Source organism: Oceanicaulis sp. LC35 (genome assembly GCF_052055585.1).
In the GTDB taxonomy this organism is placed as follows: domain Bacteria; phylum Pseudomonadota; class Alphaproteobacteria; order Caulobacterales; family Maricaulaceae; genus Oceanicaulis.
The window spans coordinates 2,283,494-2,307,107 of the sequence record NZ_CP170485.1 but is presented as its reverse complement, the minus strand read 5'-3'; the positions used below and the strand labels follow the sequence as shown (position 1 = coordinate 2,307,107).

Below are 23,614 nucleotides of genomic sequence, written 5' to 3'. Positions count from 1 at the left end.
GGGCCCTAGCCGCCCAGCGCTTCGGAGCGGCGCAACTGCTCCCAGCTGCGCGGGCTGCTCATCAGATTGCGGATGTAATCAAGATTGGCTTCCGCCATTTCCGGCGTTGAATCGATCAGCGCGATTTCACGCGCTTCATCGAACCGGCCTTGCAGGGCCAGCGCCATCGCCAGATTCTGGCGCACTTCGGGGCCTGCGGTGACATTCTGCATGGCCTGGCGCAAGACGGTTTCGGCGCGTTCGGGCTCCCCCGCCAAAAGGTGGGACAGGGCGAGATTGTTCATGACCGCAGGCTCGCCCGGCTGCATGCCCAGCGCTTCCATGAAGCGGGCGCGCGCCTGCTCGGGCCGACCGCTCTGTTCCAGCGCCACGCCCAGCGTGTTCACGAGCCGCCAGTCCGGCGCGCCCGCATTCACGGCCCGCATCAGATATTCCACGGCCTGCGCGCCGCGACCATCCGCCGTCAGCGCCATGCCATAGGCGCTCAGAAGCTCCTGATCGTCGGGGTAGAGAGCCAGCGCCTGACGCGCCACTTCCGCCGAGCGCTGTGTGGAGCCCAGCAGGCGCAGTACAGAGGACAATTCAAAGGCCGCTTCCCGATCGCCGGGGTTCAGCTCATAGGCTTCCGCCCAGAAGGCGGCCTGGGTCAGCAAATCCTGATTGTGGATGGCCTCGCGCTCCTGCGCGGTGGCCGGGGCGATCGAGCGCGCCTGAAGCGTCTCGGTCAGCTCGGCTTCCTGCTCGGTCGGCTGCAGTTCGGCATGGGTCGCGCAGCCGGTCAAAACCAGCAAACACGCGCTCAAGCTCAGTGCGACGATTGCAGGGGACGGGCTGGCCATGCTCTACCTTTTTGCTGACAGGCGCTTTGCCTCTATCTGTAGGGGGCAGAGCATGCCTGTGCGCCGGTCAAGAAGTCGTTAACGTTTCCCCGGCGTTCACCTTACCCGCGTTGAGGCGCGATCACGCGCTCGCCGCAAGCCTTTGAGTGGAAGACGTATCATGACGGATCTGTTTGCTTCTCCTTCGGATTTCGCCCGTACGGCGCGTCTCGTAACGCTGACCGATCTGGATGCGGAGCTGGCGCGACTGAGCGACGCCAGCGCGGCGCATGCGCGTGCGAGCGGGTTTGAAGGCGGGCCGGGGCAAGTGGTGATGCTTCCGGGGGAAGCCGGACTTGATGCGCTGGTCGGCGCCGGGATGGGGAAATCACCCTTCGAGGCGGCAGGCGCGGCGCTGGCCCTGCCGGAAGGCGACTGGGGCTATGACGGCCTGCCCAAGGGCTGGGACGCGACCCAGACGGCGATCGCCTTCGCGCTCGGCAGCTATCAGTTCACCCGCTACAAATCGGCCAAGCGCGCTCCGGCGCGGCTGGTGGCGCCGCAAGGCTGTGATGTGGCCGAGGCCGAGCGTGTGTCGCGCGGCGTCAAGCTGACCCGCGACCTGATCAACACCCCGGCGGGCGACATGCTGCCGTCCAATCTGGAAGCAGCTGCGCGCGAGTTGGCCGAGGCACATGGCGCGAACTTCAGCGTGATTACGGGCGATGATCTTCTGGAGCAGAATTATCCCATGATCCACGCCGTAGGTCGGGCTGCGGATGACGCGCCGCGCCTGATCGAGTTTGAGTGGGGCGATGAGAGCCATCCGCGCCTGGCGCTGGTGGGCAAGGGTGTTTGCTTTGACTCCGGCGGCCTCGACATCAAACCCGCTGACGGCATGCTTCTGATGAAGAAGGATATGGGCGGCTCTGCAACCGTTCTGGGCCTCGCGTCCATGATCATGGACGCCAAACTGCCGGTCCGCCTGCACGTGCTGATCCCGGCGGTTGAAAACGCAATTTCGGGCAACGCCTTCCGCCCGAGCGACATTCTGCACAGCCGCAAGGGCCTGACTGTTGAAGTGGGCAATACCGACGCCGAGGGGCGTCTGGTTCTGGCCGACGCCATCACCCGGGCCTGTGAGAGCGAGCCTGATCTGTTGATCGACATGGCGACCCTGACCGGGGCGGCGCGTGTGGCCATGGGCCCGGATGTGGCGCCCTTCTACACAGATGTGGACGCCATCGCCGAAGGGGTGTTCGAGGCGGGCGCGCGCATTGACGACCCGGTCTGGCGGCTGCCGCTGTGGAACCGGTATGACGAGTGGATGGACAGCCCGATCGCGGATCTCAGCTCCACCGGCAACGGCAAATTCGCCGGCTCGATCACGGCGGCTCTGTTCCTGCGCCGCTTTGGATCGGACGCGAAGGAATGGGCGCATTTTGACATTTTCGGCTGGACGCCGTCTGCGCGGCCGGGGCGCCCGCAAGGGGGTGAAATGCTCGCCGGTCGCGCCGTGTACGAGTATCTGAAATCCCGTTTCAAAGGCTAGGATCTCCCGGATGAGCGACGCCCCGACCAGCACTCCGTTCCAGGTGATCGCCAGCTCGACGCCGCTACGTAAATCCCCTTCGCGGGATGGCGCGCGCGAGACGCAGATGCTGGCGGGCGAGGTCTTTCATGTGCATGACCATGTGGATGGCTGGGCGCAGGGCGTGGCGGCGCTGGATGGCTATGAGGGCTGGGTGAAAATGGAGGCGCTGGCCGAGCCGGCGCTTATCCCCACTCACACGGTCAAGACGCTGCGCACCTATGTCTATGCCCAGCCGGACATGAAGAGCGAGCCGCTGGCGCTGATCTCCATGAACGCCAAGATCGTCGGCGCCCGTCGCGAGGGCCGGTTTCTGGAAGCCCAACGCATGGGCTGGGTGCTGGAAGACCATCTCAGGGCTGTGGGCGAGCCGGTGGAGGCGGACTGGGTCGCTGTGGCGGAACGGTTCGAGCACACGCCCTATCTGTGGGGGGGCAAGGAAAGCCTGGGCCTGGATTGCTCGGGGCTGATCCAGACGGCCATGGAAGCGGCGGGGCGCTATATTCCGCGCGATTCAGGGCCGCAGGAGGCCTGGGCGAAACAGCAGGGTCGTGCGGTTGAAATCACCGATGACTTCAGCGGCCTGCAGCGCGGGGATCTGGTGTTCTGGCCGGGGCATGTGGGCGTCATGACCGACGGTCAGACTCTGCTGCACGCCAACGGCCATCACATGCTGGCGGTGAAGGAGAACCTGTCCCGCGCCGCCAAGCGGATCGCCTTCAACTATGCGCCGATCAACGGGATTTACCGTCTGGGCTGACACAATTCGGTTCTCTTGATTAAAGCTTGATCAAACCTGAAGCCGTCATTCTGGGGCATAATGACACTACAGCCCTAGTGGATGGAGGCGCCCTTGCTCGGCAAGGTGAAACTGGGTGACGAGACCGGGCGTCTGGAGGCGTTGCGCCGCTATCAGGTGCTGGACACCGATATCGAACGACCGTTCGAGACGGTCGTCTCGCTGGTTGAGGACATCCTCGAAGTGCCGATCTGTGCAGTCAGTCTCGTGGATGCGGACCGGCAATGGTTCAAGGCCCAGCGCGGGCTGGATGTGTGTGAAACTGCACGGGACATCGCCTTCTGCCATTACGCCATCCAGCAGGAAGAGCCGATGGTCGTGACCGACGCGACCCAGGATCCCCGCTTCAGCGCCAATCCGCTGGTTACGGGCGAGGCGCATCTGCGCGCCTATGTGGGCATTCCGCTGGTCAGCCCGGATGGCTATCAGGTGGGCACGCTGTGCGTGATGGATACGCGGCCCCGTGAGTTTTCGGCGCGCGATCTCAAGATACTTGGCAAGTTCGCCCAGCTCGTCGTGGATGAGCTTGAACTGCGCATTCAGGCGGGCAGCGATCAGTTGACCGGGGTGATGGCGCGCCACAACTGGGTGTCGATGGTCAAGGAAGAGATCCAGCGTGCGGCGCGAAACGCCAACCTGTTATGCATCGCCCTGTTTGATATCGACCGTTTCAAGCGGATCAACGATGCCTATGGCCACCCGGTCGGGGATGTGGTGATCCGCAGCGTGATCGCCGCCTGCCAGACCGAGCTGCGCGCCGGCTCCAAGCTGGGGCGTATTGGCGGCGAGGAATTCGCCATCCTGTTTACCGAATGTGCTCTGGACCAGGCTGTGGTGGCGGCGGAGCGTTGTCGGCGCGCCATTGAGCGCCTGGCCCTGACGGGCCCCGATGGCGAATATCTGGAGATTACCGCCAGCTTCGGCGTGGCGCCGCTCTTCTCCTACGCCCTGTCGCCGGAAGAGCTGATCGAGCTGGCGGACCGGGCGCTCTACCAGGCCAAGTCAGGCGGCAGGAACCGGGTGGAAGTCGGTCAGGTCATCAACACTTTCTATCCCGGCACGGCCTGATCACGACAAGGCCTTCGCCAGCCAGGGCAGGCTGACATCCATGCGGTAATCGATGCCGGAGTGATTGTCGGGGAATTCCTCATAGCGGTGGGCGACGCCCAGTTCATCAAGCCGCCGATGCAGGCGACGCGCGCCATAGACCAGATTGTACTGGTCCACATCTCCGCAATCGATGAAGAGGGCTTTCATCCCCTTGAGCCCTTCGTAATGGGTCTCCACCAGCGTGAGCGGGTCCCAGGCGAGCCAGTTGTTCCAGAGGTCTTCAATGCGCTCGCACGTATCGAGTGTCACCGGAAGGCGCACGCCGAAGGGCTGGCTGGGATCGGGATCATAGGTGGCGGCCATGGCGAAGGTCATCAGGGCGTGAATGTCATCGCCCTTGGGCTTCTCGCTGGTCTCCAGCTGATGGATGAAGGCCTCAACCGAGCCATGTTTGGCGAGGGCCCGAAGCGCGGCCGGGAAGTCGCACGCATAGCACAGCTCGAACTCCATATCGCCCGAGTGACAGGCCGCCGCCGCCCAGAAGTCATTATGCCTGAGCGCATGGACAATGGAGCCATACCCGCCCGAGCTTTTGCCGAACACGCCGCGCTTGCCCGCACCGCCGCACTTGAACCGGCTTTCCACCGCCGGCACGAATTCGGTGATCAGAACGTCCTCCCACGGGCCCATGGCCGATGAGTTGATGTACTGATTGCCACCCAGCCGGGTGAAGCAGTCCGGAAACGCCACCACGACGGGTGGCAGCACGCCATCCCCGATCAGCCGGTCGAGGCGCTCGGGCACGTTCTCTCCAAAATTCTTCCACGCCGTATGGCTGAGGCCCGAGCCGGTATAGCCGGTCAGGTCCACCAGAAGCGGCAGGCCCGATCCGTCGTGGCCGTGGGGGACATACACATCGATTTCCCGCACCGTGGGGTCACCCAGAAGATTGCCCTCCAGCAATTTCGACTGCACCGAAATGCGGGTCAGCGTTCCGGCGGGATGGGATGTGCGACGGGTCATGGCAGGCTCCTGGGTTGGAGCGCCATGACAGGCGGGTTGGCCGCCAAGATCAAGCGCGGTTTCAGCATCCTCATCCTCTTCCCCGGCGAAGGCCGGGGCCTAGAGATCATAGGCCGCCGCGTATCCGGCTCTGGGTGCCCGCCTGGGCGGGGAAAGAGGAAATAGGGAATGGAAAGATAAGGGCTAAGCCGGGCGCCGTGATCTGAAGGCCGCCGTCAGCGTGCCGTCATCGAGATAGTCCAGCTCACCGCCCACCGGCACGCCGCGCGCCAGCGAGGTGATGTCGACGCTGGCGTCCGCCAGCTTGTCGGCGAGGAAATGGGCGGTGGTCTGGCCATCCACCGTGGCGTTGAGCGCCAGGATGATCTCTTTCACCTCCTCGCGGTTCGCCCGCTCGATCAGCTTGGCGACATTAAGGTCTTCAGGCCCCACGCCATCGAGCGCTGACAGGACGCCGCCCAGCACATGATAACGGCCCTTGAAGGCGCCGGCGCGTTCGAGCGCCCACAGATCGCCAACGGTTTCGACCACGCAGATCACGCTGTCATCGCGGCGATGATCGCGGCACACCGCGCACGGATCGGTGACATCGAGATTGCCGCATTCGGTGCAGGCGCTGATCTTCTCGGCCGCATCCGCCATGGCTTCGGCCAGGGGCTTCATCAGCTGATCGCGCTTTTGTAACAGCGACAGTGAAGCGCGCCTTGCCGAGCGCGGCCCCAGGCCGGGCAGTTTGGACAAGAGCTGGATCAGACGCTCGATTTCAGGACCAGCGGACATGAAGGCCTCAACGCAGGGAATCACTGGTGTGAGGGTAGGGCGCGGGACGGGCCAAGGCTATATGGGCGGCCATTCCAGAGCCATCTCGTCTCGTATTACGCCTTGTCCCTATGCACAGGGAGCGCTTAAGTGATTGCAACTCATGGGGACAGGCCATTCACGGGGGCGGGCGATGGCGGGTGAAGCGATAAAGCCACAGGAAATCCGTACCTTGACGGTTTTACGGGGTGTCGCGGCCAGCTGGGTGGTTCTGTATCACTTCGCCAAGCATTTCGACGTCGACCTTGAAAGCGTCACCCTGGTGGCGAACGGGTTCCTGGCCGTGGACCTGTTCTTCTATCTGAGCGGCTTCATTATTTTTCTGGTGTATTTTGAGAGCTTTGAGGCTGGGCGCTTCAGCTTCTCCGACTTCATCAAGAAGCGGTTCGCCAGGCTCTACCCCGTCCATTTGGTGACAACGGTCCTGATTGCAGGACTGTTCGTCGCCTCAGCCGCCGCAGGCCTTCGCGCCCTGCCGGAGACATTCACCGCCTACCATTTCCTGATCAATATTCTGATGCTGCATGCCTGGGGGGTGAGCGGAGGGCTGAGCTTCAATTATCCCTCATGGTCAATTTCGGCGGAAATGTTCGCCTATGCGCTTTTCCCGATGATCGCCCTGTTCGTACATCGGTTCAGGTTGTGGATCGTCGGGCTGGCCGCCTTCATCCTTCTGAGCCTCCTGGCGATCATCGCCCGGGAATGGGTCGGGCGTCCCCTGGTGCATTTGACCTATGACTTCTCGATCCTCAGGATCCTGCCTGAATTCCTGATTGGCGGCTGGACCTATATGGTGGTCCGCTCCCTGTCCCGGCCCTCGGAAACTGTCATCAGACTTCTTGGCGCAGGCTCGGTTCTGGCGTCGCTGGTGATGTTCTCAGTCTGGGATGCGTCCGTATACATGACGCTGGTCTTCCCGGTCCTCATCGCCAGCCTGTACTGGCTGGAAGGTGACGAGCAATCTCCCACGCAACAGCGCACGCGGCTTGGCCTGCCCTATGAGGGCTTGGTCTATCTGGGGAAAATCTCGTACTCGCTCTACATGATCCATGCCTTCTTCGAGATGACATGTTTCAGCGTGATCGAGAAAGCCTTCGGGTATCCGGCGGATTCCGTTCCGGTGTTCTGGGTGGTCCCGGTAATGCTTATGACGTTTGTCGGCGCCGCGATTGTCTATGAAGTCGTAGAAAAGCCCGGACGCAAAGTGGCGCTGGGCTTGTTGATCCGACGCAAGCGCTGAGGGCGCACGCTGGGAGTTTCTCCCTAGAACGGTCCCGGCTTGGTGCCGAACGGCAGATCAATGCCCGGCGGCAGGCCGAGGCCTCTGGTGGCCTCGCTCATGGCCTCGGTCTGGGCGATGTCGGCCTTGCGCTTGGCGTCGTTATGGGCGGCCTTGATCAGGTCTTCCAGCATGGACGGGTCTTCGGGATCGATGACGGATTTGTCGATCTGAAGCCCGCGCATCTCGCCCTTGGCGGTGAGGGTGAGTTTCACGAGGCCCGCGCCGGCCTCGCCGGTGACTTCCAGGGATTCAAGGCGCTGTTGCGCCTCGGCCATCTTGGCCTGCATTTCCTGGGCTTTCTTCATCAGCCCGCCAAGGTCTTTCATCGGGAGGTCTCCTGCCGCGCGGCGTTGTCGTCTTCGTCTTCAGATGTGGGAAGCGGTGCGGGTTCGTCAACGGTGAGGATTTCCGCGCCCGGAAACAGGGTCAGCGCCTTGATCATGGCCGGGTCGCGGCGGATAGCGTCCATACGCTCTTCATGCTCGCGCTCACGGCGCTCGGCAATGGTCTCTCCACCCTTCGACTTGGGCTTGGAATCCACCAGCCAGCGCTCGCCGGTCTGCTCTTGCAGGAAAGCGGCGATGCGCCCGCCCAGATTGGAGGGCGCGTTCTCGGTGGGCTCAAACACAATGGCGCCGGGCTTGATCGAAACCGGGCGGAAACAACGTTCGATATCGAGCTTCAGCCCGATATCGCGCGCCTCATCGACCATGGCGATCAGGGCATCAAGGTCCCTGGGGCCGTGAAATTCAGGCTCGGGCGCAACGTAGCTCGCTTGCGGTCCGGACGGCGCGCCCCCCGGACCGTTGCTAGGGTTTGCGCCACCGCCTGACGGGGCGATCCCGGCGAGAAGGCGGGCGGCGTCTTCAGGGCTGGGCAGGCTGGCGGCGGCCATCAGCCGGATCACCGCCATTTCCGCCGCCGACACCGGATCGGGCGCGTTCCTCACATCATCAAGCCCGGTCAGCGCCGTTTTCCACAAACGGCCGAGGGAGGCGAGGGAATGGGCTTCGGCCAGTTTCGCCAGCCGGTCCACAGTCTCTTGCGCTTCCCCGAGGTCCGCAGACGGGCCCGCCGCCTTGATGCGGCTGACCGCATGCAGGTGATCGAGCAAGTCGCGCATCAGAACCTGCGGGTCCGCGCCGCTGTCATACTGGTGGCGCAGCTCGTCGAGCGCGTCCTTGGCGCGGTTTTCCAGCGCCGCTTCCAGAAGGTCCAGCACGCGGGAGCGATCGGCGAGGCCCAGCATGTCGCGGATCTGTTCGGCGGTGACGCTTTCGCCGTCCTGCGCCTGAACGATCGCCTGATCGAGCAGGGACAGTGCATCGCGCACCGAGCCTTCAGCGGCGCGAGCGATGGCGGCGAGGCCGTCGCGCTCCACGCTGGCGTTTTCTTTCTGGCAGATGCGCGCCAGATGGTCGGTCAGAACTTCACGGTCCACGCGCTTGAGGTCAAAGCGCTGACAGCGCGACAGCACGGTGACGGGCACCTTGCGGATCTCGGTTGTCGCGAAGATGAACTTCACATGCTCGGGCGGCTCTTCGAGCGTTTTGAGAAGCGCGTTGAAGGCCGAGGTCGACAGCATATGCACTTCGTCGATGATGTAGACCTTGTAGCGGGCGCTGACGGGCGCATAGCGGACGCCGTCCAGAATCTCGCGGATATCCGAAATGCCGGTGCGGGATGCGGCGTCCATCTCCATCACGTCCACATGGGCCGAGCGCGCAATGGCGTCGCAATGCCGGCCCGGCGGGGTGAGGTTGATGGAAGGCTGGTGCACCGTATCGGTGTCATAGTTGAGCGCACGGGCGATCAGGCGCGCGGTCGTGGTTTTGCCCACCCCGCGCACGCCGGTCATCATATAGGCGTGGGCGATCCGGCCGGAGGCGAACGCATTGGTCAGCGTGCGCACCATCGGCTCCTGGCCGATCAGATCGTCAAAGGTTTGCGGACGGTATTTACGCGCCAGCACCTGATAGCCCGTATCCTTGGGCGCTTCAGGCTCAAGGCCGGGCAGGGCCGGGCCATCATAGGCCTCATGGGCGTCTGACTCAGGCGCGTCGGAGTGGGGATCATCCATCACAGGAGAGGGTCCTTCGCGCGGGTCCGCGCGCCCTCGATCGGGTGCTGCGGGAGATGAACTGACGCGGAAGACGGCGGAAGACCGGACGGCGACCCGAACCGAAACTCGTTACGGCTGCTTCCTTCCGGACCTGACCGGGTTGGCGAGGGGCTCGTCCGCCGCCGGCCTTCCTGCTTTCAATATCGCGTTTGAGGGGGCGAAACGCAAGGCGGGCCCGCAGGTGTCCACAGCTTTCCGGCGCCGGACGTTTCGCAAGGACAAGGCCTTGGCGCCGTGGCTTGTCAGGCAAGACGAGACGCCGTGAATGAGACGACTATCAATACGTTCAGATGCTGAACCCTTTGCTTTGCCGGGCCCCGACCTTGTTAAGCTACTGGAAAATAGGGCGAGGACGGTCTTCGTCCTTGCCATTTGCCCGCCGGGGTGTTCCTCTTTCCCCAACAAACGGGGAAGGCTATGGCGGAAACGCTCCTCAGGTTTCTGGAGCACAGTGCTGCGGCAGACAGCGTGGATGCGCTCTGTGCGGCTTTCAAAAGCTTTGTAGAAGGCTATGGCGTCGAGGCTTTTGGCTATCAGGTGCTGCCCAGCCCGTTTGATGCGTCCGACACGTCATTTGATTTCGAGTACAATACGTTCCCTGCGAACATGCATGCGGCCTATCTCGATGAGCGTCTTTTCGAGCATGACCCGGTTACCAGTCGCGCCGCCACGGCTTTGCAGCCACAATACTGGTTCGAGGTTGAGCAGACCTCTCCGGGCACACGGTTCAGTCAGCGTCTGTTTGCGCTGTTGCGCGAGGCGGGGTTTGCGGATGGCTTCACCATTCCTGTCTTCGGTCCCTATGGCCTGGCGGCCTTTGTGGCGTGTGGGCGGTTTTCAGGCCCTTTCAGTCTGACCGCTATCGAGTTGCGCGTGCTTCAGCTCGCCAGTCAGGAGCTGTTCAGCCGGACGGTGGGGATTCGCGATGTGGACGCGCCTGCGCCGCCACACCTGTCCGAACGCGAGGTTGAGATCCTGCAATGGCTCGCCCGTGGCAAAAGTAACGCGGTCATCGCGGCAATTCTGGGTGTTTCGCCCCATACCGTGGACACGATCATGCGACGCGCCTTTGTGAAGCTGGAGGCCTCCAACCGCATCGCCGCTGTGCTCAAAGCGCTAAGGGCCGGTTTGATAACGCTTTAATTGCAGTGTTTCAGAAGCATTCTCGCCAACAAGGCGACAATTTGAAAAAATAAGGCAAGCTTGCCCTTGTTTGTCCCTGAATTACGGGACGTGACCCTTATTCAGATTTAACTATACCCCGCGCTCCGGCGATTGAACGCCGTTCAACCTCAGACGGAGTGAGTGTGTGAACGATTCAGAGTTCATAGAATTTGTGTTCGAGCAACTCAAACAGATGAAGTCAGAAGGGGCGAACCCGGATCTGGCGCATCTGCTGCCGGCTGTCAGCGCGCAGAAAGCGAGCGATTGGGACAGCCTGGCCATGAAGCTGGCGATCTGGCGCTGGGCGCGCATTCGCGCCAATGGCGAGGCCGAACGCGAGATGAGCCTGTCTGATCGTCTGATCTACTCTGCATTCCGCGACGCCGTTCAGCTGAGCGGGCGCGATGAGCTGGCCGCCAGGTCCGATTATGAGAACGACTTCTACGCCGAGCTGATCAGCTCCGCCGCCTAGCCCGGTTCAACCGGGCTGCTGCGTTCCAGCGCTTCGCGCAAGAAAGCGGCATGCTGATCCAGGACTGCGATCAGCCCCACATCGCCGCCTGTCGCCACAAGGCGATCAATCCAGATGTCCACGACCCGCGCCTGACTGTCGAGCCAGTCCGTGACTGACGGGGCGCAGACGCCTGTCTTTAGAGTGGGAAATTCAACGACGGCGCACGCCATGGCGACTCTCCTTATTGCGAACAATTCGCATTTTCAGGATTGTCGGCGGCCTTGTCCAGTGCCCATCTGAGCCAGAGCGATCATGTCGCAGCGTGCCGCAAACAAAACGGGCGCGGCATGGCCGCGCCCGTTTCACATGCCGGAAAAGCGTATCGCCTAGAAGCGACGCACATAACCGATGGAGTAGGCGTCAGCATCGCCGTCGCCATCATACTCGTAGCGGGTGTAGTCAAAACGCACTGCGTTCGGGCCGGCAATGGTCCATTCCAGACCGCCGCCGAAAGCGAAAGCGTCAGAGCTGTCGTCGAAGCTCGCGCTTGCGACAGACGCGTCGAACTCGTGGTAGGCATAGCCCAGACGGCCGTAGACAGAGACTTGCTCGGCCAGCGGGTATTGCGCCTTGGCGTAGATGCCCAGACCGTAGTCGAGGCCCACTTCAGCCGGCACGCCGCCGATGGAGAGGTCTTCGTCTTCCAGGCCGACCAGCAGTTCGCCTTCGACGCCGAAATATTGGTTGATGTCGTAGCCGCCACGGACGTTGATCACGTCCAGTTCGATGTCAGAGGCATCGAAATAGGTGTAGCCGGCGCCGATGTTCCATTTGGACTCTTGCGCGGAAGCGCCGCCAGCGATCAGCAGGGCGGCAGCAGTGGAGAGGAGGATCGTCTTTTGCATGGTTTTTGTCTTTCTTTGACGCGTATGGGTTCCGGTTAGAGCCCCAGCCCGCGTTGAGAGTTGTGCCCGCAGATCGAGGTTCGCAAGCCTGCATCTGCTGCTGAAAATGTCTGTAAAAACGCAGTGTTGCAGTTCTGCGACGCATTGTGGCCAAGCGGTGGCGAACGGTGTCCGGGCCGTGGCGAAACGCCGTCGGAATTCCGCCCCGACCCGGAAACGTTAACCTTTCAGCCGGCTCAGGCGGCGGCCGGTTTCGCCCAGGTCTGAGCCTGGAACGGCGCGTCGACCGGGGTCACGGCGATGTGGTTGGCATAGTTGGAAATGGTCTTCAGCGCGGTGGCGGTGATGACGTCGAAGATGTTGGCTTTGGTGTAGCCCGCATCCAGGAACGCCTTGACGTCGGCGTCATTGGCGTAGCCGCGTTCGCGCACCAGGGTGCGGGTGAAACGGGCGAGCGCTTCCTGACGGGCGTCCGGCAGCGGCGTGCCGGTGCGCAGGGCGGTCAGGGTTGCAGCGTCAACGCCGGCGCCGCCTGCCAGGGTGGAGTGCGCGGCCATGCAGTAATGGCAGGTGTTCTCATAGGACACCGTCAGCAGCACGATCTGGCGTTCCGCCGGGGTCAGGCTCGTCTTGTCCACGATGCCGGCCAGCGTCAGATAGGCTTCAGCGGCGGCCGGGCTTTCAGCCAGCGTGCCCAGAAGGTTCGGCACGAAGCCGAAAGCGCCCTTGGCGGTCGCCAGCACCGGACGGGCGGCTTCAGGGGCGTTGGTTTCGTCGTAGAGGTTAAAGTCGGTCATGGAAGGCTCCATCCTTGGGGGGCGCAGCGTTGCGAAGTGCAAGGCCGGTCAAAGCGACGATCCGCAGATGGGGCATGGCGAGAATTTTGAAAAGATACTGATCGATCAACAGAATTTCACACGATCGAGAGCCAATTGGCATCAGGGTGTGAAGAAGGCCTCAAGGCTGGGTTCAAGGATGAGGGCCTTGCACATCAGAACACCGCTGAAGGCGTCTTTTCCGGATTGCCGCGAGGCCAGTCGCAGGCAATTGGCCAATGTGTGCACGAGAATCTGGGCGTAGAGCTTGCACTCGGCTTCAGTCTTGGACGGCGCGATCCGTCTGAGCGTCTGACAGACCAAAGCCGCATGAGCGGCCTCGTCTTCATCCTCTGACGCTTGCAGGCGCGGGTCGGACTGGCTGGCGCGCCACAGGGCGAGCGTGGTGGGGTCTTCGATCAGGCGCCGGAAAAGCCCGTCGGCCAGTTGCAGGACCGCGGTCTTGAACGCGGCGATGGTCCCGACGTTGTCAAGCAAGGCTTGAATGTACTCAAAGGTATCGGCGTTACAGCGCTCGCACAGGGTTGCGATGATCGCGGGCTTGTCCGGAAAGTACTGATAGAGCGAGGCGATGGAGATGTCCGCTGAGGCGGCGATCTCGCGCATGGATACCGGGTCCGCTCCCCGTTCGACGATCAATTCCAATGCTGACGAAAGGATGCGTTCAAACCGCTCCCGGCTACGTGCCTGGACTGGCGCTTTGCGCGGCTGGATGTCGGAGAGGGAGGAGGAGGCTTCGGACATAAGATTGACTCTGTCAAAAATGTGAGCATATGTCACGTTTTAAAACATGATCATTGCTCACATTATGGAGGCGGGCATGGCCAGGAAGGTCTTCATCTGGGTGGCGCATCCTCGGGGTGGCAGTTTCAATCATGCTCTGGCGGACGCCTACGCCCAGGGCGCGCGGGAGGCGGGCGCCGAAGTGCGGGTTCAGGCCGTATCCGACATGCGCTTCGAGAATGGGTTCGAGGGCTATACCGGCCAGACATCGCTGCTCGAACCGGACCTGCAGGCCTGGCAGGACAATCTCGTCTGGGCGGACCATGTGGTGTTCGTGACCCCGTACTGGTGGGGCTCTATTCCGGGGCAGGCCAAAACCGTACTGGATCGCGCACTCTTGCCGGGTTTTGGCTTCAGGTATCACAAGAAAGGCTTGGGCTGGGACAAGCTGCTGGTCGGGCGGACAGGCGACATCATCATCACGTCCGACACGCCTCCGCTCTGGGATCGGTGGGTATATGGCAGACCTGCCCGTCTGGCGTTGACCCGGCTGGTCTTCGAGTTTGTCGGTATCAAGCCACGCCATGTGAGACAGTTCGGTCGGATTCTGGGCAGCACGGACAAGAAGCGTGACGGCTGGTTGCAAAAGGCCAAGGCTCTGGGCTTGAAAGCGGCTGTTGGCTAGGGGGCCGAATTCGGTCTAGCTAGCAGCATGAAACTGACTTTCACCGACGCCGCGCTCGATCACGCGGGATTGTTCCGCTCCAATCCGGAGTGGGTCGAAAGCCAGCTTGCGGACCGCAAGGCGCAGGCTGTCCTGTTTGCAGGCGGAGATCTGGCCATGGATGAGCAGGGCGCCCCGCTCATCATGCGCGCCAAATATGCGTCGCGCCTGCCGCTCAAATCTCCGGGCCTGATCTTTCTGGGCCTGCTGGACGGCGCGCCCTGGTTCGCCGGCGCGGTGGAGAAGGGCGTTGCCGAAAAAGGCCCGGACTTCCGGCATTCGGCGGCCAGCGCGCCGCCAGAGCTCGCCAGCACGTTCGGTCGCGCGCGCTCGCTGTTGATGTGGCATCGCGAACATACGTTCTGCTCCAATTGCGGAGAGAAGACGCTGGGCGCGGATGCAGGCTCCAAGCGCGTCTGCCCGGCTTGCGAGACGGAGCACTTCCCGCGGGTCAATCCCAGCGTGATCATGCTGGTGCATGCAGGCGACAAGTGTGTGCTGGGGCGTCAGCCCAACTGGCCAGAGGGCATGTATTCCACGCTGGCGGGGTTCATGGAGCCGGGCGAGACCATTGATGCGGCCTGCGCCCGCGAAGTGGCCGAGGAAGTCCACCTCAAGGTCACTTCGGTCGAGTATGTCGCCAGCCAGCCCTGGCCATTCCCCTCCCAGCTGATGATCGGGCTGATGGCGGAAGCAGAGCCGGGCGAGCTCGTCCCTGACGACGATCTGGAGGATGCGCGCTGGTTCACGCGCGACGAAGTGCGCACGCTTTTCAACAGCGAGATCGCCCGGATGATGCCATCGCACTTCTCAATCGCGCGTATGCTGATAGAAAGATGGCTCGCTGCCGGTTCGGACTGAGACCTGCGACGCCCTGTCGCGCTTGTCAGAATGAGCTGGGCAATACCTTTCAAAGCGGTGTGAACTGGTTGCCTCTTTCGCCGGAGCGTGCCAAACACCGCCACACTCCGTTTTATCAGTAGGGATCGGTGAGGACGCTCATGGGCTCTCTTTTCTTCAATAAGCTGGCTGCCGCTCTCCTGGCGATCGCTCTGGTGGTCCTGGGGCTGACCACTCTTGGTGACAGCTTGTTCCATGTCGAACAGCCCGAGGAATACGGCTACCCGGTCGACCTGACCGCCCTTGAGGGCGGACATGGCGGCGCTGAGGAAGAGGAAGAGGGCCCGGTTGATTTCGGCGTTCTGCTCGCCAGCGCCGATGTGTCGGCCGGTGAGCGCGTCGCACGCCGTTGCGCCAGCTGCCACACCTTTGATTCGGGCATGGCTGACGGCACGGGCCCGCACCTTTACGGTGTTCTTGGTCGCGCAGTCGCGGCTGTAGACGGCTTCAACTATTCCGGCGCCATGCAGGAATACGGCGCGACGGCCAGCGGCTGGGGTTACGAGAACCTCTACAACTTCCTGGAAAACCCGCGCCGCTACATTCCCGGCACCGCGATGAGCTTCGCCGGCCTGCGTGACCAGGAAGATCGCATCAACCTGATCGCCTACATCCATGAGCAAGGCAGCTCCGACATGCCGTTCCCGGCTCCGCTTCCGGCGGCTGAGGAAGACGCGCACGGCGATGAAGCCCATGGCGAGATGACTGAAGCGGCTGACGCTGCAGAAGCCGCGCCTGCTGAAGCCGAAGGCGATGCTCCGATGGCTGAAGAGGGCGCTGAAGACGCCGCTCCGATGACCGAAGAGACCGAGCCGGCCGCCGAGCCGCAGCCGGAAGACGGTCATGGCGAGGGCGAAGGCCACTAGGCCCCTGCGTCATACGCAAACATGAAAAGGGCGCGTCCGCTGGACGCGCCCTTTTTGATTCCTGTGGTCAGTTTCAACCAGCACTGCTGAACCAGGCTTCAAAAAGTGGCGCTGCATCAGGCGCGTAGAACAGGGCTTCCGGCACATCACGGCGCACGGCCGCCCGGGCGTCGAAATAGGCGCTGAAGCCATCAGTCCGAACCGTGGCGGCGCCATATTGATCTGTGAAGGCGGCGTCGAGCGCGTCCAGCTCACCTGCTTCGACAAGCACCCAGACATGGGTCAGCCGGTCATCGGCGAAGACGAACTCGGCAAGGCGCGGCGTATCCATGAAGACATAGCCGTCGCAATCAATCTGCACATGGCTGGACTGGGCGAGGGGCAGTTCGGCCGGGTCCAGCTCGCGGCGTGTTTGCGTAGCGCACAGGGTTTGAAGCGTATTGGCGTTCGCGGCTTCACTGCCGCCCAGCTGGACGGTCGGCGCGAGCGGGCTGAGGAGGGCGATTGAGGTGAGAATGGCGTGGAGCATGGCAATCCCTGACAGATGCAGCGCCCCAATGGCGCCGCTTTCTGGTCAGGATGCATTCAGGCCGGGATATGGATGCACAGACGTCCTCTAGCCGCCATAGCGCTTCTTCACGCCGAACAGAATGGCGATGGTCCCGAAATACAGGAAGGGCCGTAGCATGGCCGACAGGGCGTGCATGTCCATGCGCGCGAAGGCCAGATCCATGGCGAAATTGGCGGGCATGTCGCCCGCGCTCATGAATTCGAGCGTGAAGCGCAGGATGACGTCCACGGCATAGGCGATCAGGGCGGCCGCGGTTAGCTGTCCCCAGCGGCGCATGGCCAGCGCCGCCACGATGCCCGCCATCAGGATGAAGGACAGATCAAAGAATGTGAAACCCGCCCATAACAGGCTCCAGGCGTCATTGCCCGCCATGCGCACCCCCCTGTACCGGCTTCTGTCTGAAGCCTGTTGATCTCGCGCCCCCCAAGGGCGGTGATCATCTTACTTGACCGGAACGCCATGCTCCAGCGCCCGCACGAGCTTGGCGATGTCGGACGCCGCGTCAGACGCCGGATAGCGTTTCTCCAGCATGACCTGGGCGCGGATGGCCTGCGGCACATGCGGATCGCGACGAACGATGCCCGCCAGCGGCGGCCGGAACCCCAGAAAGCTCTCACACGTCTTGGCGAAGCCCATATAGGCGGACTGGGCGGCGGCGTGATCGGGCGCGTTATTGACGACCACGAAGGGGCTCGCCCCTTCATCGCGCATGCGCAGGGTTTTGACGAAGGCGTAGGCGTCAGTCAGCGAAGTCGGCTCGTCATTGATCACCACCACCACATCATCTGCTGCGGCGGCGAGCCGAATGGTGGAGCGTTCTGCGCCGGCTGCGAGATCGATCAGCGTGCGGTCATAGGCCATCGCCGCAGCGGTGACGCCCGCCGCCAGACGGTTGACGTTCTCAAGATCCAGACCGGCGAGCGCGGCGGAGCCTGACGGCCCGGCGATGAGGTCAAAGCTGTCTTCGCCCGCCGAGTTCACTGCTTCAGCAAGGCTGAGATCGCCTGCAACGACCGAGGCGAGATCACTGACGGCGCTGACGCCCAGCTGTACATCCACATTGGCCATGCCCAGGTCGGCGTCCACCAGCAAGGTGCGCTGGCCCCGGCGCGCGAAGGCGTGGGCCATGGCGATGGCGAGCGTGGTCTTGCCGACCCCGCCCTTGCCCGACGCAATGGCCAGAAGCGGTCCGGCGCGGCGCGGCGCACTGAGCGCCGTTGAGGCGTCTGCGGCGAAGTTCGTCATGCCGGGAGCTCCTCTCCGGGGTCTTCCAGAAGCAATCTGGACAGGCGCAGGGCGGTGGCGGGCGCAAGGCCGTCGCCGATATAGGGGGAGGCGGAAATCTGGGCGTAGGCGAGACCGGCCTCGCCAAAGGCCAGAAGCGCGCCGAGCCGACGGGCGATATCGAGCTTGGTGGCGATCACCCGGCCTGCGCCGATCGAGCAGAACAGGGCGGCGGCGTCTTCCGCGTCGCCCGGGGTCATGCCGGCGTCGAGCACGGCAACGACTTCGCCATCGGCCGCGTCTGCGAGGGCGGCCAGATCATCAAGCTGATCGAGATCAAACGGGTTGAGCCCGGCCACATCGATCAGGACTGGCCCGGCGGGCAGGCGCTCCAGCACCGCATGCAGCTCACGCGGTCCGGTGACGCATTCCAGCGGCAGGTCCAGCGCATCGGCATAGGCGGTCATCTGCTCGGCGGCGCCGGCGCGCGCATCCACGCTGATCAGCACCGGGGCATAGCCTTGGGCGACGGCGCGGGCGGCCAGCTTGGCGAGGGCGGAGGACTTGCCGGTTCCCGGAGGGCCCGCCAGCAGGACCGGACGCCCCGGATCGGGTTCCAGCGGGTGTACGCCATAGCGCTGGTCCAGCGCACGGGCGAGGGTGGCGGTGGCTTCGCCATCCTCCAGCGCCATGGCGCTGTCCATCAGCGCTTCAGAGGCGCGTTCGGGCGGAAGGTGCCAGCTCAGGGCGCGGGCGATGCGCGTCAGGCCTTCATCCGCTTGACCGCGCGCGGTGGCGCGCGCCTTGTCCCGCTTGGCGAGGGCGGCTTCGGGTGTATCCGCCTTGGGCTGCACGGTTCCGCGCTCAGCGGCGGCGCGCACCTGAACGCCGCCTTCGGGCGAATCGGTCGTGGAGATGATCACCGCGTCAGGACCCAGCTCACGGCGCACTTGCTCCATGACCGTGCTCAGGCTCTCTCCGGTGTAGGTGCGCAGGCGCATCGCGCCATCTCTCCTTCAAGTCTCAGATCTGGCCGACGGTCTTGAGCCGGGCGCTGGGGTGAATTTCGTTCTGGCTCATCACCACGGTTTGCGGGCGGAAGCGTTCGGTCAGCGAGCGCACATAGGGGCGCACATGCGGGCTGGTCAGCAGCACCGGCACATCGCCGCTCATGCCCGCCCGGTCAAAGGCGGTGCGCACGACTTCCACGAACTCGCGCAGCTTGCTCGGCGCAAGCGCCAGCTGGCGGCGTTCGCCTTCCCCGATCAGGGCCTCGGCGAAGGCCTGCTCCCATTGCGGGCTCAGCGACAGGACGGGCAGATTGCCGTCCGGGCCGCGATTGGCGTAGCAGATCTGGCGCGCCAGACGCGTGCGCACATGTTCGGTGATGGCGTCGAGATTGTTGGTCGCGCCGGACGCTTCGGCCACGCCCTCGATGATCGCCGCCAGATCGCGGATCGAGACGCGCTCCTTGAGCAGATTCTGCAAGACGCGCTGAATGCCCGCACGGGTGATCTGGCCGGGGGTGATCTCGTCCACCAGCTTGCGGTGCTGGGGCGACAGGGCGTCGAGCAGCTTCTCGGTTTCCGAATAGCTCAGAAGCTCGGCCATGTTGTCGCGCAGGATCTCGGTCAGATGGGTGACCAGCACGGCGGCGGGGTCCACCAGCGTATAGCCGCGGAAAGTGGCTTCCTCGCGATTGCTCTCGTCGATCCAGGTGGCGGGCAGGCCGAACGCGGGTTCCTTGACGTGTGTGCCCGGCAGTTCGACCTGGGCGCCGGAGGGGTTCATGGCGAGGATCTGGTTGATCTTCAGCTCGCCAACGCCGGCCTCCATCTCTTTCACGCGCAGCACATACTGCTCGCCAGGCATCTGCATGTTGTCGACGATGCGGACGCTGGGCAGCACGAAGCCGCTATCCTGGGCCAGATTGCGGCGCAGCGCCTTGATCTGATCGGTCAGGCGACGCCCTTCCACATCATTGATCAGCGGCAGCAGGGCATAGCCCAGCTCGATCTTAAGCTCGTCGATATGCAGGGTGTCCTCAATCGGCGCATCGGTGGGATCGGGGCCCTTGGCGGCGGCGTCTTCCTCGGCGCGCGCTTCACGCGCTTCGGTCTCTATGGCTTTCTCGCGGCGTTGCGCGCTGGTCCAGGCCAGCGCGCCTGCGCCCGCCGCCATTAGCCCGAACGGGATCAGCGGCATGCCGGGCAGAAGGCCGATGGCGAGCGAGGTGCCGGCCACCATGCCCATGGCGGCGGGATTGGCGGAAAGCTGGCCGAACACGGCTTCTTCCGCCGCGCCGTCAACGCCCGCCTTGGAGACGAGAAGACCCGCGGCCAGCGACACGATCAGCGCCGGGATCTGGGAGACCAGACCGTCGCCGATGGTCAGCGTGGAATAGGTGTTCGCGGCGGAGCCGAAATCCATGCCCGACTGGGCGACGCCGATGATCATGCCGCCAATGAGGTTGATCGAGGTGATCAGAATGCCCGCCATGGCGTCGCCGCGCACGAATTTGCTGGCGCCGTCCATGGCCCCGAAGAAGTTTGATTGCTCTTCGAGTTCCTTGCGGCGCTTGCGGGCTTCATCCTCGTTGATCAGGCCTGAGGACAAGTCGGCGTCAATCGCCATCTGCTTGCCGGGCATGGCGTCCAGGGTGAAGCGGGCGGCGACTTCCGCGATCCGGCCCGAACCCTTGGTGATCACGACGAAGTTCACGATCACCAGGATGATGAACACAATGATCCCGATGACGAAATTGCCCTGCATCACGAAGCTGCCGAAGGCCTCGATGATGTCGCCCGCCGCCGCCGTGCCGCCCTGACCCTCTGACAGGATCAGACGCGTTGACGCCACGTTCAAACCCAGCCGGAGCATGGTCGCGACCAGAAGAATGGCGGGGAAGGCGGTGAATTCGAGCGGGGATTTGATGAACAGCGCCGTCATCAGGATGAGCACGGAAAAGCTCACCGACACCGCCAGCATCACATCCAGAAGCGCCTTGGGCAAAGGCAGGATCAGCATGACCAGAAGGCCCAGAACGCCCAGACCCATCGCGATATCGCCCCGCGCCAGTCGCTTGGCGATCTGGGCGAAGTCTAACCCGCTTTGGGTGGAGGCGTTGGCGTCAGCCATGAATTGGGCCCGTTCTGGTAGGGTTAACAGGCAGGCCGCTTCTGCATCCCGCCCTGGGTCTGAGTGCCCGGATTCTCATCACGTCAAAAGCGTTTCGAGAGTGTCCGGCCCTGTCCGCAAAGACCGGGCAGGGCCGGAGAGTTCACTATCCGGCGAACCGGGATTCACCCGGGCTGGGGATATCCTCCCCCTGTTCGCCGTAAAGCTTGAGCTTGTTACGCAGCGTGCGGATCGAAATCCCCAGAATGTTCGCCGCATGGGTGCGGTTGCCCAGGCAATGATCGAGCGTGTCCAAGATCAGATCCTTTTCCACTTCGGCCACGGTCTTGCCCACAAGGTTGATCGCCTCGTCAGCGGCCTGCGCCGCCTGGCGCGCCATCGCGGCGCCAGCAGAGCTCGCGGGCAGGGGCGAGCCGTCCGGCAGGCGGATGGCTTCGGGCTCGATCACCGGGCCGCTTGCCAGCAGGACGGCGCGGTGCATGGCGTTTTCCAGCTCCCGCACATTGCCCTTCCAGGCGCGGGCGACGACTTGCGCCTTGGACGCTTCAGACAGCGGGCGATAATCGATGCCGTTCGCCTTGGCGTATTTCTTCAGGAAGTGATCGGCCAGCGCCAGCGTGTCCTCGGGGCGGTCGCGCAGAGGCGGAATGGCGAGGTTCACGACATTCAGGCGGAACAGAAGGTCTTCGCGGAACGCGCCATCCTTCACCGCTTCCCGCAGATCGCGGTTGGAGGTGGCCAGCACGCGGATATTCACCTTCACCGGCTTTGAGCCGCCGACCCGGTCGATCTCGCGTTCCTGAAGGGCGCGCAGAAGCTTGGCCTGCAGGCGCACATCCATTTCGCTGATCTCGTCCAGCAGCAGCGTGCCGCCGTCCGCCTCTTCGAATTTACCGATCCGGCGGGCGAGCGCGCCGGTGAAGGCGCCTTTCTCATGGCCGAACAGCTCGGATTCCAGAAGGTTTTCCGGGATGGCGGCGCAGTTCACCGAAACGAAGGCCTTGGAGGCGCGCTTGGACTTCTTGTGCACATAGCGCGCCATGACTTCCTTACCGACCCCGCTCTCGCCGGTGATCAGCACGGACGCATCGGACGGGCCGATCTGCTCGGCCAGACGCACCACGTCCAGCATGGCCGGGTCGCGGGCGATCAGGGTGCGGTCATCGTCAGAGACGGCTTCCAGCACGGCTGCGATCAGCTCGGGCTCGGGCGGCAGGTGGATGAATTCCTTCGCGCCAGCCTTGATGGCGCCGGCGGCGGCTTCAGGCCGCACATTCACGCCGCACGCGATGACCGGAACGATGATGCGCTCGGCCTCGTTGGCGGCGATCAGGCTGCCGACATCGAGATTGACGTCGACCATCAGAAGGTCGGCGCCCTTGCCGGCCCGCAGATAGGCGGTAGCTTGCGCGATGGTGTCCACATGGGCGACCTTCGCGCCCCGGTCCATGGCGATTTTGGTGGCGGCGGATAACTGGCCGCCCAGGCTTCCAACGATCAGAACGCGCATCGTTCTTTTCCTTTCCTATGGGCGGCCGGGGTCAGCCGGTGTCCCCGTCCTTGATGATTTCAGTCATGGTCACGCCAAGCCGGTCGTCCACGACGACGACCTCGCCACGCGCCACCAGGCGAGAGTTCACGTAAATGTCGATGGCTTCGCCGACCTTGCGGTCGAGCTCGAGCACGGAGCCCGAGGTCAGGCGCAGCAGAGAATTGACATCCACATGGGCCTTGCCCAGAACCGCAGAGATGTTGACCGGCACGTCAAAGACGGGCGCGAGGTCCACCGCCGTGCGGACTTCCTCGTCGATCAGGGCCTGGGCTGCGCCATGGGCCGGTTCACCCATGGGCTCGGGGTCCGGGCTCACAATGTCGGGACCGCCGGACAGATCGGGAAGGTTCAGATCGTCGTCGCTCATGACTTAGCTCCTTCAGGCCGAGGCTTGACCGCCCATGGCTGCCTGATCGGGGGTGAGGTCCGCATCGCCCTCACGGGGCTGGGCCAGCCAGTTCTTCACGGCTTGCTCGATGCGGGTTTCAATGTCTGCGGTCGTGCGCTCGATCGCGCCGGAGCGCCATTCGAGCACGCAATCGGTGCGCGCCACGTCCGGATCGGCGCGCACGATCAGCGCGCCTTCAAGCCCGTGCTGGGCGGCTTCACCTTCAAGGATTTCGGCCAGCGCCTCGGACATGGTCGGGTTCACCCGGACCGCAACGCGCGGTTCGCTGCGCAGATCGGCCAGGGCTTCACTGATGCAGTCTTTCAGCGTTTCCTCGCCAAACTGTTCCAGAGCTGCGCCAGCGATGATGCGGGCGGCGGCGAGCGCCAGCCGGGCGGCGTCCTGGCGCATAGCTTCGGATTCCGCCTGCAGGCGGCCCAGAAGGCCCGCCACCTGATGCACAATCTGGCCCGCGGCTTCGGCTGCGGCTTCCTGGGCTTCGATCTCGGCGACCTGACGTGCGGCTTCAGCGGCCTGTTCGGCCACCATCTGCATCTCTTCTTCGGTATAGACGCGCTTGAACGTGTCGCCTTCACGCAGAATGCGGCCGTCCGGTGCGAATTCCCGGTCGAAGTCGAATTTTCTGAAGCCGTCAGACACTGAGT

Annotated in this window: 26 protein-coding genes and 1 other RNA gene; 9 read left to right on the top strand and 18 right to left on the bottom strand. The window is 63.6% G+C overall.

Annotation, left to right across the window (positions count from 1 at the left end; translation table 11 throughout):
- Nucleotides 1-5 precede the first annotated feature (5 nt).
- Nucleotides 6-839, bottom strand: a complete 834-nt coding sequence (locus ACFELO_RS11105; protein WP_440957829.1) for a tetratricopeptide repeat protein — start codon at nucleotides 837-839, stop codon at nucleotides 6-8.
- Between the two features lie 157 nt (nucleotides 840-996).
- On the opposite strand from ACFELO_RS11105, the gene ACFELO_RS11100 reads away from it, so the two are divergent.
- From ACFELO_RS11100 to ACFELO_RS11090, 3 genes are all read left to right on the top strand, one after another.
- The gene (locus tag ACFELO_RS11100) at nucleotides 997-2,370 is read left to right on the top strand and encodes a leucyl aminopeptidase family protein (RefSeq protein WP_440959918.1); all 1,374 of its coding nucleotides are present in this window, start codon (nucleotides 997-999) and stop codon (nucleotides 2,368-2,370) included.
- Between the two features lie 10 nt (nucleotides 2,371-2,380).
- On the top strand, nucleotides 2,381-3,169 hold the full coding sequence (locus ACFELO_RS11095) for a C40 family peptidase (protein ID WP_440957828.1): 789 nt from the start codon (nucleotides 2,381-2,383) through the stop codon (nucleotides 3,167-3,169).
- Between the two features lie 93 nt (nucleotides 3,170-3,262).
- On the top strand, nucleotides 3,263-4,276 hold the full coding sequence (locus tag ACFELO_RS11090; RefSeq protein WP_440957827.1) for a sensor domain-containing diguanylate cyclase: 1,014 nt from the start codon (nucleotides 3,263-3,265) through the stop codon (nucleotides 4,274-4,276).
- On the opposite strand, the gene ACFELO_RS11085 is transcribed toward ACFELO_RS11090, so the two are convergent.
- Both ACFELO_RS11085 and recR read right to left on the bottom strand, forming a co-directional pair.
- Entirely contained in the window at nucleotides 4,277-5,281 is a 1,005-nt protein-coding gene (locus ACFELO_RS11085; protein ID WP_440957826.1) for an alpha/beta hydrolase, read from the bottom strand. It lies immediately after the preceding gene.
- Between the two features lie 183 nt (nucleotides 5,282-5,464).
- Nucleotides 5,465-6,061 carry a recombination mediator RecR gene (gene recR / locus ACFELO_RS11080; protein WP_440957825.1) on the bottom strand — a complete coding sequence of 199 codons (597 nt, stop codon included), beginning with the start codon at nucleotides 6,059-6,061 and terminating at the stop codon, nucleotides 5,465-5,467.
- A gap of 211 nt (nucleotides 6,062-6,272) precedes the next feature.
- Here recR and ACFELO_RS11075 point away from each other — a divergent pair, with 211 nt between their 5' ends.
- The gene (locus ACFELO_RS11075) at nucleotides 6,273-7,340 is read left to right on the top strand and encodes an acyltransferase family protein (protein WP_440957824.1); all 1,068 of its coding nucleotides are present in this window, start codon (nucleotides 6,273-6,275) and stop codon (nucleotides 7,338-7,340) included.
- A gap of 23 nt (nucleotides 7,341-7,363) precedes the next feature.
- Here the strand turns inward: ACFELO_RS11075 and ACFELO_RS11070 are convergent, their stop codons facing one another.
- The 3 genes from ACFELO_RS11070 to ffs form a co-directional block, all read right to left on the bottom strand.
- The gene (locus ACFELO_RS11070; protein ID WP_440957823.1) at nucleotides 7,364-7,708 is read right to left on the bottom strand and encodes a YbaB/EbfC family nucleoid-associated protein; all 345 of its coding nucleotides are present in this window, start codon (nucleotides 7,706-7,708) and stop codon (nucleotides 7,364-7,366) included.
- Nucleotides 7,705-9,462, bottom strand: a complete 1,758-nt coding sequence (locus ACFELO_RS11065) for a DNA polymerase III subunit gamma/tau (RefSeq protein WP_440957822.1) — start codon at nucleotides 9,460-9,462, stop codon at nucleotides 7,705-7,707. Before ACFELO_RS11065 ends, ACFELO_RS11070 begins: the two co-directional genes overlap by 4 nt.
- 76 nt (nucleotides 9,463-9,538) lie before the next feature.
- An RNA gene (gene ffs / locus ACFELO_RS11060) (signal recognition particle sRNA small type) lies at nucleotides 9,539-9,635 on the bottom strand.
- Nucleotides 9,636-9,921: 286 nt separating this feature from the next.
- On the opposite strand from ffs, the gene ACFELO_RS11055 reads away from it, so the two are divergent.
- The gene (locus tag ACFELO_RS11055; RefSeq protein ID WP_440957821.1) at nucleotides 9,922-10,647 is read left to right on the top strand and encodes a helix-turn-helix transcriptional regulator; all 726 of its coding nucleotides are present in this window, start codon (nucleotides 9,922-9,924) and stop codon (nucleotides 10,645-10,647) included.
- 166 nt (nucleotides 10,648-10,813) lie between these two features.
- Entirely contained in the window at nucleotides 10,814-11,140 is a 327-nt protein-coding gene (locus tag ACFELO_RS11050) for a hypothetical protein (protein ID WP_440957820.1), read from the top strand.
- On the opposite strand, the gene ACFELO_RS11045 is transcribed toward ACFELO_RS11050, so the two are convergent.
- From ACFELO_RS11045 to ACFELO_RS11030, 4 genes are all read right to left on the bottom strand, one after another.
- A complete protein-coding gene (locus ACFELO_RS11045) occupies nucleotides 11,137-11,352 on the bottom strand; it encodes a hypothetical protein (protein ID WP_440957819.1) in 216 nt (71 codons plus the stop codon). The genes ACFELO_RS11050 and ACFELO_RS11045 overlap by 4 nt on opposite strands.
- Nucleotides 11,353-11,508: 156 nt before the next feature.
- Entirely contained in the window at nucleotides 11,509-12,027 is a 519-nt protein-coding gene (locus ACFELO_RS11040; protein ID WP_440957818.1) for a porin family protein, read from the bottom strand.
- Nucleotides 12,028-12,263: 236 nt separating this feature from the next.
- A complete protein-coding gene (locus ACFELO_RS11035; protein WP_440957817.1) occupies nucleotides 12,264-12,824 on the bottom strand; it encodes a carboxymuconolactone decarboxylase family protein in 561 nt (186 codons plus the stop codon).
- 141 nt (nucleotides 12,825-12,965) lie between these two features.
- A complete protein-coding gene (locus tag ACFELO_RS11030) occupies nucleotides 12,966-13,607 on the bottom strand; it encodes a TetR/AcrR family transcriptional regulator (protein ID WP_440957816.1) in 642 nt (213 codons plus the stop codon).
- 76 nt (nucleotides 13,608-13,683) lie between these two features.
- Between ACFELO_RS11030 and ACFELO_RS11025 the strand changes: the two genes are divergently transcribed.
- The 3 genes from ACFELO_RS11025 to ACFELO_RS11015 all read left to right on the top strand — a co-directional run bounded on the left by ACFELO_RS11025 (nucleotide 13,684) and on the right by ACFELO_RS11015 (nucleotide 16,076).
- The gene (locus ACFELO_RS11025; protein ID WP_440957815.1) at nucleotides 13,684-14,271 is read left to right on the top strand and encodes an NAD(P)H-dependent oxidoreductase; all 588 of its coding nucleotides are present in this window, start codon (nucleotides 13,684-13,686) and stop codon (nucleotides 14,269-14,271) included.
- A 27-nt stretch (nucleotides 14,272-14,298) separates the two neighbouring features.
- On the top strand, nucleotides 14,299-15,171 hold the full coding sequence (nudC, locus tag ACFELO_RS11020; RefSeq protein WP_440957814.1) for an NAD(+) diphosphatase: 873 nt from the start codon (nucleotides 14,299-14,301) through the stop codon (nucleotides 15,169-15,171).
- Between the two features lie 140 nt (nucleotides 15,172-15,311).
- Nucleotides 15,312-16,076, top strand: a complete 765-nt coding sequence (locus ACFELO_RS11015) for a c-type cytochrome (protein ID WP_440957813.1) — start codon at nucleotides 15,312-15,314, stop codon at nucleotides 16,074-16,076.
- A gap of 73 nt (nucleotides 16,077-16,149) precedes the next feature.
- Here the strand turns inward: ACFELO_RS11015 and ACFELO_RS11010 are convergent, their stop codons facing one another.
- From ACFELO_RS11010 to ACFELO_RS10975, 8 genes are all read right to left on the bottom strand, one after another.
- A complete protein-coding gene (locus ACFELO_RS11010; RefSeq protein ID WP_440957812.1) occupies nucleotides 16,150-16,605 on the bottom strand; it encodes a hypothetical protein in 456 nt (151 codons plus the stop codon).
- 87 nt (nucleotides 16,606-16,692) lie between these two features.
- A complete protein-coding gene (locus ACFELO_RS11005) occupies nucleotides 16,693-17,019 on the bottom strand; it encodes a hypothetical protein (protein ID WP_440957811.1) in 327 nt (108 codons plus the stop codon).
- A gap of 69 nt (nucleotides 17,020-17,088) precedes the next feature.
- Nucleotides 17,089-17,892 (bottom strand): nucleotide-binding protein, encoded by an 804-nt coding sequence (locus ACFELO_RS11000; RefSeq protein ID WP_440957810.1) that lies wholly within the window; start codon nucleotides 17,890-17,892, stop codon nucleotides 17,089-17,091.
- The gene (locus ACFELO_RS10995; protein WP_440957809.1) at nucleotides 17,889-18,872 is read right to left on the bottom strand and encodes a flagellar biosynthesis-like protein (FlhF); all 984 of its coding nucleotides are present in this window, start codon (nucleotides 18,870-18,872) and stop codon (nucleotides 17,889-17,891) included. Before ACFELO_RS10995 ends, ACFELO_RS11000 begins: the two co-directional genes overlap by 4 nt.
- A gap of 22 nt (nucleotides 18,873-18,894) precedes the next feature.
- Nucleotides 18,895-21,009, bottom strand: a complete 2,115-nt coding sequence (gene flhA, locus ACFELO_RS10990) for a flagellar biosynthesis protein FlhA (RefSeq protein WP_440957808.1) — start codon at nucleotides 21,007-21,009, stop codon at nucleotides 18,895-18,897.
- A 145-nt stretch (nucleotides 21,010-21,154) separates the two neighbouring features.
- A complete protein-coding gene (flbD, locus tag ACFELO_RS10985; protein ID WP_440957807.1) occupies nucleotides 21,155-22,519 on the bottom strand; it encodes a sigma-54-dependent transcriptional regulator FlbD in 1,365 nt (454 codons plus the stop codon).
- 31 nt (nucleotides 22,520-22,550) lie between these two features.
- Nucleotides 22,551-22,856 carry a flagellar motor switch protein FliN gene (gene fliN, locus ACFELO_RS10980; RefSeq protein ID WP_440959917.1) on the bottom strand — a complete coding sequence of 102 codons (306 nt, stop codon included), beginning with the start codon at nucleotides 22,854-22,856 and terminating at the stop codon, nucleotides 22,551-22,553.
- An 84-nt stretch (nucleotides 22,857-22,940) separates the two neighbouring features.
- Nucleotides 22,941-23,609 (bottom strand): FliH/SctL family protein, encoded by a 669-nt coding sequence (locus ACFELO_RS10975; RefSeq protein ID WP_440957806.1) that lies wholly within the window; start codon nucleotides 23,607-23,609, stop codon nucleotides 22,941-22,943.
- Nucleotides 23,610-23,614 lie beyond the last annotated feature (5 nt).

Bases quoted from the DNA above. Each gene is read 5' to 3' on its own strand.
- flbD (WP_440957807.1), bottom strand. From the start codon at position 22,519: ATGCGCGTTCTGATCGTTGGAAGCCTGGGCGGCCAGTTATCCGCCGCC.
- ACFELO_RS11055 (WP_440957821.1), top strand. From the start codon at position 9,922: ATGGCGGAAACGCTCCTCAGGTTTCTGGAGCACAGTGCTGCGGCAGAC.
- ACFELO_RS11095 (WP_440957828.1), top strand. From the start codon at position 2,381: ATGAGCGACGCCCCGACCAGCACTCCGTTCCAGGTGATCGCCAGCTCG.
- ACFELO_RS11030 (WP_440957816.1), bottom strand. From the start codon at position 13,607: ATGTCCGAAGCCTCCTCCTCCCTCTCCGACATCCAGCCGCGCAAAGCG.
- ACFELO_RS11065 (WP_440957822.1), bottom strand. From the start codon at position 9,462: ATGGATGATCCCCACTCCGACGCGCCTGAGTCAGACGCCCATGAGGCC.
- ACFELO_RS11010 (WP_440957812.1), bottom strand. From the start codon at position 16,605: ATGCTCCACGCCATTCTCACCTCAATCGCCCTCCTCAGCCCGCTCGCG.
- ACFELO_RS11005 (WP_440957811.1), bottom strand. From the start codon at position 17,019: ATGGCGGGCAATGACGCCTGGAGCCTGTTATGGGCGGGTTTCACATTC.
- ACFELO_RS11035 (WP_440957817.1), bottom strand. From the start codon at position 12,824: ATGACCGACTTTAACCTCTACGACGAAACCAACGCCCCTGAAGCCGCC.
- ACFELO_RS11105 (WP_440957829.1), bottom strand. From the start codon at position 839: ATGGCCAGCCCGTCCCCTGCAATCGTCGCACTGAGCTTGAGCGCGTGT.
- ACFELO_RS11045 (WP_440957819.1), bottom strand. From the start codon at position 11,352: ATGGCGTGCGCCGTCGTTGAATTTCCCACTCTAAAGACAGGCGTCTGC.
- flhA (WP_440957808.1), bottom strand. From the start codon at position 21,009: ATGGCTGACGCCAACGCCTCCACCCAAAGCGGGTTAGACTTCGCCCAG.
- ACFELO_RS11070 (WP_440957823.1), bottom strand. From the start codon at position 7,708: ATGAAAGACCTTGGCGGGCTGATGAAGAAAGCCCAGGAAATGCAGGCC.
- recR (WP_440957825.1), bottom strand. From the start codon at position 6,061: ATGTCCGCTGGTCCTGAAATCGAGCGTCTGATCCAGCTCTTGTCCAAA.
- ACFELO_RS11085 (WP_440957826.1), bottom strand. From the start codon at position 5,281: ATGACCCGTCGCACATCCCATCCCGCCGGAACGCTGACCCGCATTTCG.
- ACFELO_RS11000 (WP_440957810.1), bottom strand. From the start codon at position 17,892: ATGACGAACTTCGCCGCAGACGCCTCAACGGCGCTCAGTGCGCCGCGC.
- ACFELO_RS10995 (WP_440957809.1), bottom strand. From the start codon at position 18,872: ATGCGCCTGCGCACCTACACCGGAGAGAGCCTGAGCACGGTCATGGAG.
- nudC (WP_440957814.1), top strand. From the start codon at position 14,299: ATGAAACTGACTTTCACCGACGCCGCGCTCGATCACGCGGGATTGTTC.
- ACFELO_RS11040 (WP_440957818.1), bottom strand. From the start codon at position 12,027: ATGCAAAAGACGATCCTCCTCTCCACTGCTGCCGCCCTGCTGATCGCT.
- fliN (WP_440959917.1), bottom strand. From the start codon at position 22,856: ATGGGTGAACCGGCCCATGGCGCAGCCCAGGCCCTGATCGACGAGGAA.
- ACFELO_RS11025 (WP_440957815.1), top strand. From the start codon at position 13,684: ATGGCCAGGAAGGTCTTCATCTGGGTGGCGCATCCTCGGGGTGGCAGT.
- ACFELO_RS11015 (WP_440957813.1), top strand. From the start codon at position 15,312: ATGGGCTCTCTTTTCTTCAATAAGCTGGCTGCCGCTCTCCTGGCGATC.